Annotated in this window: 16 protein-coding genes; 8 read left to right on the top strand and 8 right to left on the bottom strand. The window is 64.9% G+C overall.

Features of this window, described 5'->3' with window-relative positions; translation table 11 throughout:
* Positions 1-9: 9 nt before the first annotated feature.
* The 3 genes from K6G35_RS25535 (at position 10) to K6G35_RS25525 (ending at position 3,269) form a co-directional block, all read left to right on the top strand.
* Complete coding sequence (locus K6G35_RS25535; RefSeq protein ID WP_008651227.1) at positions 10-402, top strand: RidA family protein; 393 nt, start codon at positions 10-12, stop codon at positions 400-402.
* Positions 403-590: 188 nt separating this feature from the next.
* Entirely contained in the window at positions 591-1,952 is a 1,362-nt protein-coding gene (locus K6G35_RS25530) for a GntP family permease (RefSeq protein ID WP_035883681.1), read from the top strand.
* 135 nt (positions 1,953-2,087) lie between these two features.
* Positions 2,088-3,269, top strand: coding sequence for an ABC transporter substrate-binding protein (locus tag K6G35_RS25525; RefSeq protein WP_186425172.1), 1,182 nt, complete (start codon positions 2,088-2,090; stop codon positions 3,267-3,269).
* A gap of 37 nt (positions 3,270-3,306) precedes the next feature.
* On the opposite strand, the gene K6G35_RS25520 is transcribed toward K6G35_RS25525, so the two are convergent.
* From K6G35_RS25520 to K6G35_RS25495, 6 genes are all read right to left on the bottom strand, one after another.
* Positions 3,307-3,774 carry a GNAT family N-acetyltransferase gene (locus tag K6G35_RS25520; RefSeq protein WP_495676536.1) on the bottom strand — a complete coding sequence of 156 codons (468 nt, stop codon included), beginning with the start codon at positions 3,772-3,774 and terminating at the stop codon, positions 3,307-3,309.
* A gap of 103 nt (positions 3,775-3,877) precedes the next feature.
* Complete coding sequence (locus K6G35_RS25515; protein WP_152564903.1) at positions 3,878-4,144, bottom strand: hypothetical protein; 267 nt, start codon at positions 4,142-4,144, stop codon at positions 3,878-3,880.
* 234 nt (positions 4,145-4,378) lie between these two features.
* Positions 4,379-5,080: an ABC transporter ATP-binding protein gene (locus K6G35_RS25510; protein ID WP_008651221.1), complete on the bottom strand. Its 702-nt coding sequence runs from the start codon at positions 5,078-5,080 to the stop codon at positions 4,379-4,381.
* Positions 5,073-5,825, bottom strand: a complete 753-nt coding sequence (locus K6G35_RS25505) for an ABC transporter ATP-binding protein (protein WP_186425171.1) — start codon at positions 5,823-5,825, stop codon at positions 5,073-5,075. Before K6G35_RS25505 ends, K6G35_RS25510 begins: the two co-directional genes overlap by 8 nt.
* Entirely contained in the window at positions 5,822-6,817 is a 996-nt protein-coding gene (locus tag K6G35_RS25500) for a branched-chain amino acid ABC transporter permease (protein ID WP_035883687.1), read from the bottom strand. Before K6G35_RS25500 ends, K6G35_RS25505 begins: the two co-directional genes overlap by 4 nt.
* Positions 6,814-7,677 (bottom strand): branched-chain amino acid ABC transporter permease, encoded by an 864-nt coding sequence (locus tag K6G35_RS25495; protein ID WP_495677133.1) that lies wholly within the window; start codon positions 7,675-7,677, stop codon positions 6,814-6,816. Before K6G35_RS25495 ends, K6G35_RS25500 begins: the two co-directional genes overlap by 4 nt.
* A 171-nt stretch (positions 7,678-7,848) precedes the next feature.
* Between K6G35_RS25495 and K6G35_RS25490 the strand changes: the two genes are divergently transcribed.
* The 5 genes from K6G35_RS25490 to K6G35_RS25470 all read left to right on the top strand — a co-directional run bounded on the left by K6G35_RS25490 (position 7,849) and on the right by K6G35_RS25470 (position 13,742).
* The gene (locus tag K6G35_RS25490; protein WP_495676535.1) at positions 7,849-8,772 is read left to right on the top strand and encodes an aldo/keto reductase; all 924 of its coding nucleotides are present in this window, start codon (positions 7,849-7,851) and stop codon (positions 8,770-8,772) included.
* Between the two features lie 39 nt (positions 8,773-8,811).
* Positions 8,812-10,173 (top strand): NTP/NDP exchange transporter, encoded by a 1,362-nt coding sequence (locus K6G35_RS25485; protein ID WP_186425169.1) that lies wholly within the window; start codon positions 8,812-8,814, stop codon positions 10,171-10,173.
* 110 nt (positions 10,174-10,283) lie between these two features.
* Positions 10,284-11,390, top strand: coding sequence for an S-(hydroxymethyl)glutathione dehydrogenase/class III alcohol dehydrogenase (locus tag K6G35_RS25480; RefSeq protein ID WP_495676534.1), 1,107 nt, complete (start codon positions 10,284-10,286; stop codon positions 11,388-11,390).
* A gap of 11 nt (positions 11,391-11,401) precedes the next feature.
* Positions 11,402-12,250, top strand: coding sequence for an S-formylglutathione hydrolase (fghA, locus tag K6G35_RS25475; protein WP_495676533.1), 849 nt, complete (start codon positions 11,402-11,404; stop codon positions 12,248-12,250).
* 16 nt (positions 12,251-12,266) lie between these two features.
* Positions 12,267-13,742, top strand: a complete 1,476-nt coding sequence (locus tag K6G35_RS25470) for an amidase (RefSeq protein WP_495676532.1) — start codon at positions 12,267-12,269, stop codon at positions 13,740-13,742.
* Positions 13,743-13,796: 54 nt separating this feature from the next.
* Here K6G35_RS25470 and msuE read toward each other — a convergent pair whose 3' ends face one another.
* Together msuE and K6G35_RS25460 are read right to left on the bottom strand one after the other, a co-directional pair.
* A complete protein-coding gene (msuE, locus tag K6G35_RS25465; RefSeq protein ID WP_008651203.1) occupies positions 13,797-14,360 on the bottom strand; it encodes an FMN reductase in 564 nt (187 codons plus the stop codon).
* Positions 14,361-14,699: 339 nt separating this feature from the next.
* On the bottom strand, positions 14,700-15,512 hold the full coding sequence (locus tag K6G35_RS25460) for a MetQ/NlpA family ABC transporter substrate-binding protein (protein WP_008651202.1): 813 nt from the start codon (positions 15,510-15,512) through the stop codon (positions 14,700-14,702).
* Positions 15,513-15,614 lie beyond the last annotated feature (102 nt).

The raw sequence follows: 15,614 nt of genomic DNA, 5'->3' as shown, positions 1-15,614 counted from the left end.
GGAGTTTCCATGGATATCAAACGATTCGGCGTCGAAGGTGGCACCGGCCAGGGCGGCTCGCACATGCCGTTCGCACGGGCCGTGCAAGCGGATGGCTGGCTCTACGTGTCAGGCCAGGTACCGATGGTCAACGGCGAAGTCATCGACGGCGGCATCGTCGCGCAGAGCCACCAGGCCATCCAGAACGTCATGGCCATCCTGGCGGAGGCCGGCTACGGCCCGGAGCATGTGGTTCGCTGCGGCGTCTGGCTGGACGATGCCCGCGACTTCACGTCGTTCAACAAGATCTTCAAGGAATACTTCGGCGCCAATCCGCCGGCCCGGGCCTGCGTGCAATCGAGCATGGTGGTCGACTGCAAGGTCGAAGTGGACTGCATCGCTTACAAGAAACCGGCGGCCTGAACCCGGCCGGCGTGGGCGTGGTCGGCGAGCCAGCCGAGCCAAGGCCACAGCTTCATAGCTCTTAGCTTCTAAGCTTTTCTGCTTTTTCAGCTTTCTCAACCCGCCGCTACGCGACACAAGGCATAGCGGCTTTTTCACACGCGGAAGCGGACCGTCCGGACCGACGGCACCCGCAAAAAGGAGACGACATGGGTGCCGTTACCGGAACCACGCTCTTGGTCTATGCGCTGATCGCCGTGATCGCGCTGGTGATCCTGATCGCCAAATTCAAACTGAACCCATTCATCACGCTCGTGGTGGTCTCGGTGGCGCTGGGCTTCGCCGTGGGGATGCCGATGGGCGACATCATCAAGTCGTTCGAAGCGGGTGTGGGCGGCACGCTCGGGCATATCGCGCTCGTGATCGGGCTCGGCACGATGCTTGGCAAGATGATGGCCGAATCGGGCGGCGCCGAGCGCATCGCGCTGACGCTGATCGACTTCTTCGGCGAGAAAAACGTGCACTGGGCGATGGTGGTCATCGCCTTCATCGTCGGCCTGCCAGTGTTCTTCGAGGTGGGCTTCGTGCTTCTCGTGCCGATCGCCTTCAACGTGGCCAAGCGCACCAATACCTCGATGGTGCTGGTTGGCATCCCGATGGTCGCCGGCCTCTCGGTGGTGCACGGGCTGATTCCGCCGCACCCTGCCGCGCTGCTGGCTGTGCAGGCCTACGGCGCTGACATGGGCAAGACGATCATGTACGCGCTGATCGTCGGTGTCCCGACAGCCGCCATCGCTGGCCCGCTGTTCGCCAAGCTGATCGACCGCCACGTGAAACTGCCCGAGGTCAACCCGCTGGCCGCGCAGTTCACCGAAGAAGCCGAGAACATCAAGGGCACGCGCCAATTGCCGGGCTTCGGCATCACCATCTTCACGATCCTGCTGCCGGTGATTCTGATGCTGATTGGTAGCTGGGCGGACCTGATTGCCACGCCGAAGACCTTCGCCAACGACTTCCTCAAGCTGATCGGCAACTCGGTCATGGCACTGCTGATCGCCGCGCTGGTCAGCTTCTATACCTTCGGCAAGGCCCGCGGCTTCGGTCGCGATGCCATCCTGAAGTTCACCAACGAGTGCGTGGCACCGACCGCCATCATCGTCCTCGTGGTGGGTGCCGGCGGTGGCTTCGGCCGCATCCTGCGCGACTCCGGCATCTCCACCGCCATCGTCGACGTGGCCACCCACGCAAACGTCTCGGTGCTGGTATTGGGCTGGCTGGTGGCCGTGATGATCCGCATCGCCACCGGCTCGGCCACCGTGGCCATGACCACCGCCGCCGGCATCGTCGCCCCGATCGCCGCCAGCGTGCCGGGCACGCGCCCCGAACTGCTGGTGCTGACGACCGGCGCCGGTTCGCTGATCCTGTCGCACGTCAACGACGGCGGCTTCTGGCTGGTCAAGGAGTACTTCAACATGACCGTGACCCAGACCTTCAAGACCTGGTCGGTCGCCGAAACGATCATTTCGGTCGTGGCGTTGCTACTGACGCTGGGACTGGCGACGGTGACCTGAGGCTTCGCGACGGTGTTTTCTCCCCTGTTCCGCCCGGCGGGCGGGGGAGAAAACCCGGGGTAGCACAAAGCCCCCACCCCTCCTACACTCCCTGTTCGATGCAGCCGTCCGATGCTGCACTTCCGGGAGACTCTCATGACGTTCAGTCCGATGCGGCGTGCCATCACGGCGTGCAGCGCCTTCGCCGTCCTCACGTACCCCCTCCTCACCCTTGCGGCCGATCCGGTCAAGATCGGCCTGATCGCCCCGTTTTCTGGCAGCTTTGCCGACTACGGCAAGCAGATGGAAGGCGGCATCAAGGCCTGGCAGAAGCTGAACGGCGACGTCGTGGCGGGCCGCAAGATCGAGGTCATCATGAAGGACACCACGGGTCCGGTTCCCGAGGTGGCCAAGCGGCTGGCGCAGGAGCTGGTGGTGCGCGACAAGGTCGATATCCTGGCAGGTTTCGGCCTGACGCCCGAGGCACTGGCCGTTGCGCCGGTCGCCGAGCAGGCGAAGAAGCCGATGGTGATTTTCAATGCGGCGTCGTCGGTCATCACCACCAAGTCGAACTACATCACCCGCGTGTCGATGACGCTGCCGCAGATCTCGGCACCGATGGCGACGTGGGCCGTTCGCAATAACATCCGCAAGGTCGTGACGCTGGTCGCAGACTACGCCCCTGGCATCGACGCCGAAACGGCCTTCAAGACCAACTTCCTGGGCGGTGGCGGACAGATTGTCGAATCGATCCGCGTGCCGCTGCGAAATCCCGAGTTCGCCCCGTTCATCCAGCGCATCAAGGATGCCAAACCCGAGGCCGTGTTCCTGTTCCTGCCTGCAGGCGAACAGGGCGTGGCGTTCATGAAGGGTTTCCGCGAACGTGGGCTGGCCGATGCCGGTATCCGCGTCATCGCCACGGGCGACCTGACCGACGACCACGTGCTGCCGGCCATGGGCGATGCCACGTTGGGCGTGATCACTTCGTTCCACTACTCGGCCGCGCATGATTCAAAGGAGAACAAGGCGTTCCTGAAGGCCTTTGCCGATGCCAACCCAGGGGCCGGCCGCCCGAACTTCATGGCCGTGGCCGCATACGACGGCATGGCCGCCATCTACGACGCCCTGAAGAAGACCAACGGCGCGACGGACGGCGACAAGCTCGTTGGCGCGCTGAAGGGCATGAAGCTGCAGAGCCCGCGCGGCGCCATCACGATTGACCCCGCCACCCGCGACGTGGTCCAGACGGTCTATATCCGGAAGGTAGAGAAGGTGAACGGCGAGCTCTACAACGTCGAATTCGACAAGTTCGATGGCGTGAAGGACTCGGGAAAGTAGCCCCAAGGCGCTCGGCGTGGCTGGCGCGCCCGTGCCATCACGGTGCGGGTGGGGTAATCACCTTGGACATCTCCGAAGTCTGATTCCAGCCGCTCCGTTGATAGAGCGGTCGACCTGCCTCGGTAGCGTGGAGAACGGCAAACTCCACGCCGCGTCGCGCGAACTCCGCCTCGGCCAACGCCATCAACTGCTGCGCCAGCCCCCGGCGCCGGCGCGTCGGCTCCACATAGACGTTGAGGACATAGCCACGGCAATCCTGCGTCGGATGCGCGGGATGCGGTGGCCAGTCGACCAGCATCAGGCCGATACCCGCTACGGGCCGCCCCGCATCGGTCAACAGAAAGCCGAAGTAGCTGCCATCCGCCAGGCGTGGCCGCAGCCAGGCGCGAAAGTGGTCGGTCATCGTGCGCAGCGTTCCAGGGGCAAAGCCTGCCTCCTGAAACATCGCCTCCCGATGCTGGCAAATCAAGTCGAGGTCATCGACACCGATGGTACGAACATCCATGGATAGAAATCCTCTTACCAACTGCAACCCAAGATCGGATCGGATGCACTGACGGGCATTGGCGGAGCGGATACCACAGGCCGTGAATCCGCCCCGGCGCCGATCAGTACGGCGACAGCTCCTCGAGAGCCCTGGCTGCCTCCTGCCTCAACATGCGCAGGATCAGCGCAGCCCCTTCATTCGAAAACTCCGGCGCGGCGGCGTGCTCGACTGCAACCGTCACCACACCCATTGCCCCTTCGACGCGCTGCAACTGCCGGAACGCCATCACATCCGGCGAAGGAAAGCCCGCATGGGGTTGCCCTGGTGGCCCGGCCTGCCGCTTGCCGGCGGGCTTGCGCGAAGCGGCTCCGGGTACCGGCTTATCCATGCCCCGGCCTCCCCAGGGGGAGGGAGACCGGAACGGCAAGTAAGATGCAGACATCGTGGCGATGCATGGCGTGACTCCTTTCTTTCGACAAAGCGTTCAGGCGGGCGTGTGGCCCGCGTCGCCACCCTTGCAGCGACCCATGCATTGTCAAAGCCGGGAGACCACGCGGATATAAGACGATTCCGAAAACGTTCGGAATCGTCCGAGCGCTACTGCGAACGCCCCGCCCCTCGGCTATCGGACCGAAACCAGCCGATCCAGCAACGCCTTGTCGGCCAGCAGTGTGGCGCTATCCGACCGGTGCACCACTCGGCCCCGGTCCAGAACAATCGCCTGCCGGGTCATGCCCAAGGCCAACCGCGCGTGTTGCTCCACCACGATCACAGCCATCCCCGCATCTGCGATCAGCCCCGCGATCACGCGCTGCAACTCCTGCACGATGACCGGGGCCAGCCCTTCCATCGGCTCGTCCAGCAGCAACAAGGCGGGGTTGACCATCAGTGCCCGGCCAATGGCCAGCATCTGCTGCTCCCCGCCAGACAACTGGTTGCCGAGATTACGCCGGCGCTCACCCAACCTCGGAAAGGTCCGATACACACGCTGGACATCCCATGGCCCGGGCCGGGCCACCGCGCCGAGATGCTCCTCCACGGTCAGCGAGGGAAAGACCCAGCGCTCCTGCGGCACCCAACCGATGCCGCTCTGGGCACGGCGATGCGGCGGCACCCTGGCCAGATCCCGCCCTTGCCAGAGCAGCTTGCCCCCACGCAATCGCGTGAAGCCCATCAGCGTGGACAGCAACGTCGTCTTGCCCACACCGTTACGGCCCAGCAGCGCGAGGCTGTCGCCGGCGCCCAGCGCCAGATCAATCTGCTCGAGCACCGTCGCCTCGCCATACCCGGCGCTGACGGCCTCCAGCCGTAGCAGATCACTCATGGGCGGCCTCCCCAAGATAGACCTCACGCACTCTCGGATCGGTGGAGACTTCAGCCGGCGTCCCTTCCATCAACACGCGCCCGGCCACCAGCACCGTGATGCGTTCGGCGAAGCGGAACACCAGGTCCATATCGTGCTCGATGAAAACGATGGTGATGTCGCGGGGCAGCGCGGCAATCACCGCGAATAACTCTGCGCTCTCACCGGCGGGAATGCCGGCGGCGGGCTCGTCGAGCAGCAGGATCGAAGGCCGCGTGGCCAGCGCGAGCGCCATCTCCAGCAGGCGCTGTTTGCCATAGGGCAATTGCCGGGTCTCGACATCGGCGTCGGCCTCGAGCCTGAGCATGGCCAGCACTGCCATCGCCTCGTCGACGAGCGCGGCCTGCGACGCCACCGTGCGCATCCAGACGCGCCCCGCCCCCGTGCGTTCGGCGACCGCCACCACGACCGATTCGAGCACCGTCAGCCCGGGGAACAGCGTGTTGATCTGGAATGTGCGCGTCATGCCCAGCTTCACGCGCGCGTGCTGCGGCAGCGTGGTGATGTCGCGCTCGCCGAGCCAGATGCGTCCTGCCGACGGGGCCAGCGCCCCGGTCAACAGGTTGACGAACGTGGTCTTGCCCGCCCCATTGGGTCCGATCAGCGCATGGCGGGCCCCCGGTTCGAACGTCATCGAGACGTCGCTGTTCGCCGCGAACGCGCCCCACGATTTGCTCAGCCCTTCCGTGCGCAGGATCGCGGTCATGCGTCGACCTCCTTTCGCGCTGGCTCGGACGGATGCCTGCGCCGGCCGAGCGCGGACAGCGCCCCCATCACGCCACCTCTCGCGAACAGCACGACCACTACCAGCAGCAACCCGACCCAGAATTGCCAGTACACGGGGTTGATACCAGCCAGGACGTCTTGCGCGATCATGAACAATGCCGCGCCAACCAACGCGCCGTAAAGCCGCCCAGTGCCACCAAGCACCAGCATCACCAGCAATTCGGCCGAGCGCGGAAAGCCGAGCACATCCATGCCGACAAACTGCGTGGTCTGGGCCAGCAAGCCGCCCGCCACGCCGGCAATCGCCGCCGCCACCGTGAAGACCGCCCGAAGTCGTGCGGGCACGTCGGTCCCCAGCGCTGGCATACGCCGCGCACCCTCGCGAATGCCGCGCAGCGACAGACCGAATGGCGACGCCACCAGCCTTCGCACCAGCAGGAAGATCACGAACAGCACTGCCAGGCTGTAGACATAGGCGGTCTTGCCGAACAGGTCGAACTCGAACATGCCAAGCAACTTGTTCATCGTCACGCCTGACAGCCCGTCAACGCCACCGGTCAGAAATGCCGCCTTGTTCGCCGCCTCGAACAGCATCAGGCCGATGCCGAGCGTCACCATCAGCCGGGTCAGATCGCCGCCCCGGATCACGAGGAAACTGCACAGCCATCCGGCCAGCGCCGCCACCGCTGCCGCGGCTAGCAAGCCCGTGAGCGGCTCACCCCAGCCATGCGCACCAAGCAGACCGGCCACGTACGCGCCCAGGCCGAAGAACGCCGCATGGCCCAGCGACACGATGCCCGCATAGCCCAGGATCAGATCGAGCGATAGCGCGAAGAGTCCAACGATCAGGATCTGGCTGCCGAGGATCAGGTAGTCGGGCAGCAAGAAGAACGCCACGACCGGCACCAGCCAGAACACGATCTCCGCCGGATGCCAGCGGCCATCGGGCAGACGATGCACACGGGTCTTCATGCGCGCCTCCCGTAGAGACCTGCCGGAAACGCTACCAGCAGCAGCACCATCATCGCGTAGATCACGAACGCGCCGATCTCGGGCACGTAGTACTTGCCTGCCACGTCCGCCACGCCCAACACGATCGCGGCGACCAGCGAGCCACGAATACTCCCGGCACCGCCAACGGCGACCACGAGCAGGAAATACACCATGTACTTGAGTGGGAAGGTCGGATCGAGGCCCAGCACGTCGATGCCCAGCCCACCGCCAAGTCCGGCCAGACCCGATCCCAGCGCGAAGGTCAGGCTGAACACGCGTTCGACGTCGATGCCAAGCCCGCGCGCCGCCTGCTGATGATCGACTGCCGCGCGCACCTGCGCGCCGAAGCGGGTACGCGCAACAAGCCACCCAAGCGCCAGCGTGATGACGATCACCACCGCGATCAGGAACAGGCGGTAGGCGCCGAGGTCGACCCCGCCCACGCGAATCTGCCCGATCAGGAAATCCGGCAATACCACGGGCTGCTGGCCCGGCCCGAATAGCCACGTCGCGCCCGCCATCGCCATGAACGTCAGGCCGATCGAGAACAGCACCTGGTCCAGGTGGCTGGCACGGTACAGCCTGCGATAGAGCGTCCGCTCAAGCACCCAGCCAACTGCGCCCGCGCCCAGGAACGCCAGCGGCAATGCTGCCAGGAACGGCACCCCGGCCCGGTTCATCAGCACCACCGCCACGTAGCCGCCAAGCATCGCGAACGCGCCATGCGCCAGGTTCACGAAGTTCATCAGCCCCATCGTCACGGACAGCCCGATGCTGATGAGGAACAGCAGGCTGCCGTATGCCACGCCATCGAACAGCACGCCAGGCAAGCTCGATATCACAATCCGGTCCTTTTTATGGATGACCGCGGGTTCGGGAAGGTTGGCGCCGATTGTTCAGGCCTCGCCGCATTTTTGCAATCGGGCGCGACCCGCGCAGCACCCGGCGCCGGTTTACTTCGCCCCCCACAAGCGCTAAGGTCGTTGCACCTGACAGCCGGGGACATCGCCATGTCGATTGACCGCCGCACCTTTCTGGGAATCTCCGCCTCGCTGGCCGCGCTGCCAGCCGGCCTCACGCTCGGCAACACCGCCAGCGCCGCAACCGTCGACGCGCCGATGCGGCGCAAGATTCCGGGCTCAACCGTGCAATTGCCCGTCATTGGCATGGGCACGGCCCGTACGTTCAACACCGGCAAGAGCACCGAAGAACGCGCGCCCCTGACCGAAGTCATGTCCGTGCTGCTGCAACGCCTGCCAAGCGCCGTTGTCGATACGGCGCCGAGCTATGGCAGCGCCGAAGCGGTGACCGGAGACCTGCTGCAAGCCGCCGACGCGCGGCGCCGCGTCTTCCTGGCCACCAAGATCTCAGCCAACGCGGCCAGTGCGCCAGCGCAGTTCGCCAGTTCGCTGTCTGATCTGCATACGGATGCAGTCGATTTGCTGCAGGTGCACAACCTGATCGACTGGCGCGACAACCTGAAGCTGCTTCGGCAGTGGAAGGAACAGCGCAAGACGCGGTATATCGGCATCACCCACTATCGCGAAGACGCGCAGGATGCCGTCGCGCAGATCGTGCGGGCCGAGAGGCTCGACTTCGTCCAGATCAACTATTCACTGGGCGAACGTGGTGCCGAGCGCGTGTTGCTGCCGCTATGCCAGGAGCGCGGCGTGGCTGTGCTGATCAACCGCCCATTCCAGGACGGGCGCCTGTTTGCGGCCGTCAAGGGCAAGCCCGTGCCAGACTGGGCCGCCGAGGTTGACTGCGAGTCCTGGGGGCAACTCTTCCTGAAGTTCATCGTCAGTCATCCTGCCGTCACCGCCGCCATCCCGGCCACTTCCAATCCGCGCAATATGCTCGACAACGCTGGCGCCGCGTTCGGGCGGATGCCCGATACGCCCGAACGCGCCCGCATCGCAGCGGCGCTGGCCTGACTGCTGACCTGACTGCTGGCCTGACCGTCGGCCCTCGCCATGGACACTCCGGACCTGTCTCCCAATCCCGCCGGCCCCAGCGGACTGCTTGGCATTGATCGGAGCGAAACCCCGGCCGTGGTGGCGGCCTTCCTGTTCTTCTTCTGCCTGTTCGCGAGCTACTTCATGCTTCGGCCCGTGCGGGAGACGATGGGCATCGCTGGCGGCGTGCAGAATCTGCAGTGGCTGTTTACCGCGACGTTCGTGGTGATGCTCGTGGCCATTCCGTTCTACGGCGCATGTTGCAAGTGGCTGCCGCGCCGGCGCTTCGTGCCGTGGGTCTACGCATTCTTCATCGCCAACCTCGTGGCGTTCGCGCTGGTCACCCGCGCCCTGCCCGACAGCGTCTGGCTGGCCCGCGTGTTCTATGTCTGGATCTCGGTCTTCAACCTGTTTGTGGTATCGGTGGCGTGGAGCCTGATGGCCGATGTATTCCGGCCCGAACAGGCCAAGCGACTGTTCGCAATCATCGCGGCGGGTGCCAGCGCAGGCGGGCTCACCGGACCCGTGCTCGGCGGCTGGCTCGTGGGACGCATCGGGTTGACTGGCCTGATGTTGCTGTCGGCCGCGTTGCTGGCCGCGACGCTGCCCGGGGTCGGCTACCTGTTCGCCTGGCGACGCAGGTATGGCGCGGGCGAGCCCGGCAGCGAGACGGCCTCGACGCCGGACCCCGCGCAACCGGTAGGCGGCGGACTTTGGGCGGGCCTGTCTCTGGTCCTCCGTTCCCGGTACCTCATCGGTATCAGCCTGTTCGTGATCCTGCTGGCCACATCGAGCACGTTCCTCTACTTCGAACAGGCACGACTGGTGGCGGCCACCTTCCACTCGCGCGCGCAGCAGACACAGGTATTCAGCGCGCTCGACGCCACCGTGCAGGCGCTGACGATCCTCGTGCAGATCTTCTTTTCAGGACGCGTGGCGCGGCGCTACGGCGTGACCGCCCTGCTGACCGCCGTGCCGCTGGCCGTGACCGGCGGCTTCCTGCTACTGGCGATGTGGCCCACGTTCGGCGTGCTGGCGGCCGCCATGATCGTGCGGCGCGTCGGGGAGTACGCGATGCTGCGCCCCGGCCGGGAGATGCTCTTTACGGTGGTCGACCCGGAAACGAAGTACAAGGCCAAGAATGTCATCGATACCGCGATCTATCGTGCCGGCGATGCCGTCAGCGCCTGGGTGAAAACGGCGATCGACGCCTTGTCCGGGCACCCCGCTGCCGTGGCGCTGGCGGGCGCGGTACTTGCCATCGTGTGGGGCTGGCTGGGCTGGTGGCTTGGCCGCCAGCACGAAGGTCAACTGACGGAACTGACGGTCGAGAAATCCTCACCGGCAGTCCTCGCCCGGGGCCAGACCGGCAGCCGATAATCGCCCGCCGGTCTGGCTCGTGTGCGCGGTTCGGCTTATAGTCGTGGCCTTGGTATTGGCCTGTCACGCGGACACGTGCCGCCTCAATTCATTCGCTCGGGAGTTGCTTCATGAAAACCAAAGCCGCCATCGCCTGGAAAGCCGGTGCACCACTCACCATCGAAGAGGTGAACCTCGACGGTCCGCGCGCGGGCGAAGTCCTCGTGGAGATCAAGGCCACCGGCATCTGCCATACGGACTACTACACGCTGTCCGGCGCGGACCCCGAAGGCATTTTCCCCGCCATCCTGGGTCATGAAGGCGCGGGCATCGTCACCGACGTCGGTCCGGGCGTCACGTCGCTCAAGCCGGGCGATCACGTGATTCCGCTCTACACGCCGGAATGCCGTCAGTGCAAGTTCTGCCTGTCGCGCAAGACCAACCTGTGCCAGGCCATCCGCGCCACGCAGGGCAAGGGCCTGATGCCGGATGGCACCTCGCGCTTCTCGATCGATGGCAAGCCGATCTTCCACTACATGGGCACGTCGACGTTCGCGAACCATATCGTGGCGCCGGAGATCGCGCTTGCCAAGATCCGCCCCGACGCACCGTTCGACAAGGTCTGCTACATCGGATGCGGCGTGACCACGGGCGTGGGCGCGGTGATCTTCACGGCCAAGGTGGAAGCCGGCGCGAACGTGGTGGTGTTCGGCCTGGGCGGCATCGGCCTGAACGTGATCCAGGGCGCAAAGATGGTGGGCGCCGACAAGATCATCGGCGTGGACCTCAATCCCGCCCGCGAGGCAATGGCGCGCAAGTTTGGCATGACCCACTTCGTGAATCCGAAGGATGTCGACAACGTGGTGGACCACATCGTCCAGCTGACCGACGGCGGCGCCGACTACTCGTTCGAGTGCATTGGCAACACGCAGGTCATGCGTCAGGCGCTGGAGTGCTGCCACAAGGGCTGGGGCAAGTCGATCATCATCGGCGTGGCCGAAGCGGGCGCTGAAATCTCCACCCGTCCGTTCCAGCTCGTCACGGGCCGCGAATGGAAGGGCTCGGCCTTCGGCGGCGCGCGCGGGCGCACCGATGTGCCCAAGATCGTCGACTGGTACATGGACGGCAAGCTCAACATCGACGACCTGATCACGCATACGCTGCCGCTCGACCGCATCAACGAAGGCTTCGACCTGATGAAGCGCGGCGAGTCGATCCGCTCGGTGGTCCTGTACTGAGGTCGCGATCCATGGAACTGCTGTCAGAACACGGCTGCCACGGCGGCGTCCAGCGCTTCTACCAGCACCAGTCGGTGGCCATCGGGCTGCCGATGCGGTTCTCAGTCTATCTCCCGCCGCAGGCGCTGCAACCTGGCGCGAAACCGCTGCCAGCCCTGTTCTATCTGGCCGGCCTGACCTGCACCGAGGAAACCTTCGCGATCAAGGCCAACGCGCAGCGCTTTGCCGCCGAGCACGGCCTGATCCTGGTGGGCCCGGACACGAGTCCGCGCGGCGCGCGCGTGCCCGGCGAGGCCGATGCGTGGGACTTCGGCGTGGGCGCCGGATTCTATGTGGATGCGGTTGAAGCGCCGTGGCACATGCACTGGCGCATGGAGAGCTACATTGCGGATGAGTTGTTCCATCTGGTGACCCGCGAGCTTCCCGCCGATGCGGCACGGGTAGGGATCTTTGGGCATTCCATGGGCGGACATGGCGCGCTGGTGCTGGCCCAGCGCTACCCACAGCGGTTCCGTTCGGTTTCGGCGTTCGCGCCAATCGCCGCGCCGTCGGACTGCCCGTGGGGCGTGAAGGCGTTCACCGGCTACCTCGGCGAGGATCGCAGTCGCTGGGCCCAGCACGATGCCAGCGCCCTGATGCGCACGCAGTCGTCGGCACCCTTCCCGGCCGGCATCCTGATCGATCAGGGGCTCGCCGACAAATTCCTGGCCGAGCAACTGCATCCAGAAGCGTTCGAGGCCGCCTGCGAAAAGGTCGGGCAGCCGCTGACACTGCGTCGGCACGACGGGTACGACCACGGGTACTACTTCATCTCGACGTTCATTGCCGACCACGTGCGGCATCACGCAGAGCGGCTTTAAGCACTCACCTCCCGCCATGACTTCCTACCGCCCCCACCCCATCGTCATGCTGTCTGCCCGACAGCTTTCCGAGGCCATTCACAAGAAGGAGGTGTCGAGCCGGGAAGTCATGGCGGCCTATCTGGCGCATATCGCCCGAGTCAACCCGGGCAGCAACGCCATCGTCGCCATGCAGGACGAGGAAGCGCTGATGCGCGAGGCATTGGCGGCCGACGAAGCGCTGGCGGCGGGCAAGTCTTCCGGCTGGATGCATGGCTTCCCGCAGGCGCCGAAGGATCTGGCGATGACGCGCGGCATTCGCACGACGTACGGATCGCCGATCTTTCGCGACAATATCCCCGCCAGTGATTCGGTCATCGTGGAGCGTATGCGACGTGCCGGCTCGATCCTGATCGGCAAGACCAACACGCCTGAGTTCGGGCTGGGGTCGCACACGTTCAACCCCGTCTATGGCGCCACGCTGAACCCCTACGATCCCACGCGGTCGGCTGGCGGCTCCAGTGGTGGTGCAGCGGCCGCGCTGGCGCTGCGTATGCTACCGGTTGCCGACGGCAGCGACTTTGGCGGATCGCTGCGCAATCCCGCTGCGTTCTGCAATGTCTATGGGTTCCGGCCTTCAGCGGGACGCGTCCCTTACGGTCCGACGCCGGAGTTGTTTCTGCCCCAACTGGGCAGCGAAGGGCCGATGGCACGCAATGTCGAGGATCTTGTACTGCTGCTGGCCACGCAATCCGGCCCCGACGCGCGCACGCCGCAGGCGCTGCCACACGATCCGATGCTGGCTTCGCTGACACCGGCAAACGTCGCGGACATACTGAAAACGGATCTCACCGGCAAGCGTGTTGCATGGCTGGGCGACTGGGGTGGTTACCTGCCGATGGAAGACGGCATCCTGTCGCTCTGCGAGCAGGCGCTGCGTTTCTTCCCGGATTTCGGCGTGGACGTCGAGGCCATCAAAGCACCCTACCCGCCCGAGAAAATCTGGCAAACCTGGCTCGTCTATCGCCACTTCCTGACCGGGAATTCGCGTCTGGGGCTGTACACCAATCCGTCCACGCGTGCGCAGCTCAAGTCCGAGGCGATTTGGGAGATCGAAGGCTCGCTGGACCTCAAGGCCAGCGATCTGTACGCCGCCAGCACCGATCGCAGTGCGTGGTACCAGGCGCTGCAACGGACGTTCACCCAGTTCGACTACATTGCCGTGCCCACCGCACAGGTGTTTCCGTTCGACGTCACGCAACACTGGCCGAAGCAAATCGCCGACAGGCAGATGGACACGTACCATCGCTGGATGGAAGTGGTGGTCGCGTGGACGCTATCGGGATGCCCGGTGATCAGCGTGCCGGTGGGATTCAACGCGGACGGATTGCCAATGGGGATGCAACTGATCGGCAGGCCGCGCGACGATCTGGGTGTGCTGCAACTGGCAGCGGCCTATGAGAAGGTGCGCGACTGGGTCAATGATCGCCTGCCGCCGGCTATCGAAGGCTGAGGGTCCTGCTCCCCTCTCACGTCGTGCAGGGAGGGGAGAAAGCAATACAGTACTTCAGGCCACCCGCCGCAACTGCCTCGCTGCATTGGCAAACAACGGCGCGGCACGTTCGACCGCGAGGGTGATCCTGTCGGCCAGCGACTTGCTGCCCACCTGATACCCATCGAAATCCGCCGTGGACGCGTACACACCGATTGGCAGCGTCAGCGCCTGCAGGAAGCTGAACAGCGGACGCAGTTGGTGCTCGAGCACCAGTGCATGACGGTCACTGCCACCGGTGGCTGCCAGCAGTACCGGCTTGCCTGCCAGCGCATCCATGCCCACCAGGTCAAACAGATGCTTGAAGTGGCCGGGGAACGAGCCGCGATACACCGGCGCCGCGGCAATCACGAGATCAGCCGATTCGATCGCGGCCAGTTGTGCCTCGATGTCGGGCGGCAGTTCGTCGCGGGTCAGCGACGCGCCGAGCGGTCGGGCGATCTCGCTGAGGTCGACAATCTGCGTATCCAGCACGAGCCGTTGATCCAGTTCGGCCAGCAGTGCCTGCACCAGTACCAGGGTGCGGGACGGTTGATGAGCACTGCCATTGACGGCAACGACTTTGAGCGGGGTTGACACGGTAAGTCTCCGGGGCGGGAATCGGTCCCCTACCTTAGCGCCCCGTCCGTGCGGTGCGAACGAAGCAATTCGACTATGGATAGATGCAAAAACGGCGACCATTGGCCGCCGTTCCGCATCAAGCCAAGGTAATGGGACCTTGCTGCTTGGAAGCTGCTTCAAAATGAAGCGAAGCGGTTCTGGCTAGGGTGAAGCAGGGATTTCGGCTCGCATGCGAGCCGCCTGCGGAACGGCATGTGCCTGCAAGCACATGCGCGCCCTGCAAGGGCGGGGCCGCAGACAGTACAAGTAGTACGGCAAGGCCCCGCAACGACGCCAGAATCTTTTTGAAGCGGCTTCTTAGAAGGACGGCACCATGGCGCCCTTGTACTGGGCCTTCATGAACTGGCGTACTTCTTCCGACTGATAGGCGGCCACGAGCTTCTTCACCCACGGCTTGTCCTTGTCCTGCGTGCGCACGACGATGATGTTGGCGTAGGGGCTGTGGATGTCTTCCAGCGCGATCGCGTCCTTCGTCGGCTGCAGGCCGGCGGCCAGTGCGTAGTTGGTATTGATCACGGCGGCGGCCACGTCAGGCAGCGCGCGGGCAAGCTGGGCAGCGTCGAGTTCCACGATTTTCAGTTTCTTCGGGTTCTCGGCCACGTCGAGCGGCGTGGCGTTGACGCCATTCGTGCCCACACCCGGCTTGAGCTTGATCGCGCCCTGGGCGGCCAGCAGCAGCAATGCGCGGTTCTCGTTCGACGGGTCGTTCGGCACGGCCACCTTGGCGCCCTGCGGCAGATCCTTCGACGATTTCAGGTTCTTCGAATAGATGCCCAGCGGCGAGATATAGGTGTAGCCGACGCTGGTCATCTTGTAGCCACGCTGCTTGATCTGGCTGTCCAGATACGGCTGGTGCTGGAAGCTGTTGGCGTCGAGGTCGCCCGCGTCGAGCGCGGCGTTCGGCTGCACGTAGTCGTTGAATTCGACCACCTTCACGTTCAGGCCGTTCTTCTTGGCCACCTTCTGCACCACTTGCCAGACTTCGGCGTCGGGGCCACTGACGGTGCCCACGCGGATCGTCTGTTCCTGAGCCGCCGCGTTGCCGGCGGCTACGATACCCAGCGCCACGGTTGCGGCAGCCAGGGTCTTTGAAATCGAGAGCATTTTCATAGGTCTTGTTTTCCTGGGAATCGAGGAGCCGCCAAGAGCAGATGTCATGGCGGTCGGGCCTCGCCGGGTAAGCGGCGCTATCAAACTGAAGCGAAGCGGCTC

Source organism: Cupriavidus sp. HY129 (assembly GCF_059492215.1).
This window is presented reverse-complemented; position numbering and strand designations above follow the sequence as displayed.

Bases quoted from the DNA above. Each gene is read 5' to 3' on its own strand.
- K6G35_RS25535 (WP_008651227.1), top strand. From the start codon at position 10: ATGGATATCAAACGATTCGGCGTCGAAGGTGGCACCGGCCAGGGCGGC.
- K6G35_RS25530 (WP_035883681.1), top strand. From the start codon at position 591: ATGGGTGCCGTTACCGGAACCACGCTCTTGGTCTATGCGCTGATCGCC.
- K6G35_RS25525 (WP_186425172.1), top strand. From the start codon at position 2,088: ATGACGTTCAGTCCGATGCGGCGTGCCATCACGGCGTGCAGCGCCTTC.
- K6G35_RS25520 (WP_495676536.1), bottom strand. From the start codon at position 3,774: ATGGATGTTCGTACCATCGGTGTCGATGACCTCGACTTGATTTGCCAG.
- K6G35_RS25515 (WP_152564903.1), bottom strand. From the start codon at position 4,144: ATGGATAAGCCGGTACCCGGAGCCGCTTCGCGCAAGCCCGCCGGCAAG.
- K6G35_RS25510 (WP_008651221.1), bottom strand. From the start codon at position 5,080: ATGAGTGATCTGCTACGGCTGGAGGCCGTCAGCGCCGGGTATGGCGAG.
- K6G35_RS25505 (WP_186425171.1), bottom strand. From the start codon at position 5,825: ATGACCGCGATCCTGCGCACGGAAGGGCTGAGCAAATCGTGGGGCGCG.
- K6G35_RS25500 (WP_035883687.1), bottom strand. From the start codon at position 6,817: ATGAAGACCCGTGTGCATCGTCTGCCCGATGGCCGCTGGCATCCGGCG.
- K6G35_RS25490 (WP_495676535.1), top strand. From the start codon at position 7,849: ATGTCGATTGACCGCCGCACCTTTCTGGGAATCTCCGCCTCGCTGGCC.
- K6G35_RS25485 (WP_186425169.1), top strand. From the start codon at position 8,812: ATGGACACTCCGGACCTGTCTCCCAATCCCGCCGGCCCCAGCGGACTG.
- K6G35_RS25480 (WP_495676534.1), top strand. From the start codon at position 10,284: ATGAAAACCAAAGCCGCCATCGCCTGGAAAGCCGGTGCACCACTCACC.
- fghA (WP_495676533.1), top strand. From the start codon at position 11,402: ATGGAACTGCTGTCAGAACACGGCTGCCACGGCGGCGTCCAGCGCTTC.
- K6G35_RS25470 (WP_495676532.1), top strand. From the start codon at position 12,267: ATGACTTCCTACCGCCCCCACCCCATCGTCATGCTGTCTGCCCGACAG.
- K6G35_RS25460 (WP_008651202.1), bottom strand. From the start codon at position 15,512: ATGAAAATGCTCTCGATTTCAAAGACCCTGGCTGCCGCAACCGTGGCG.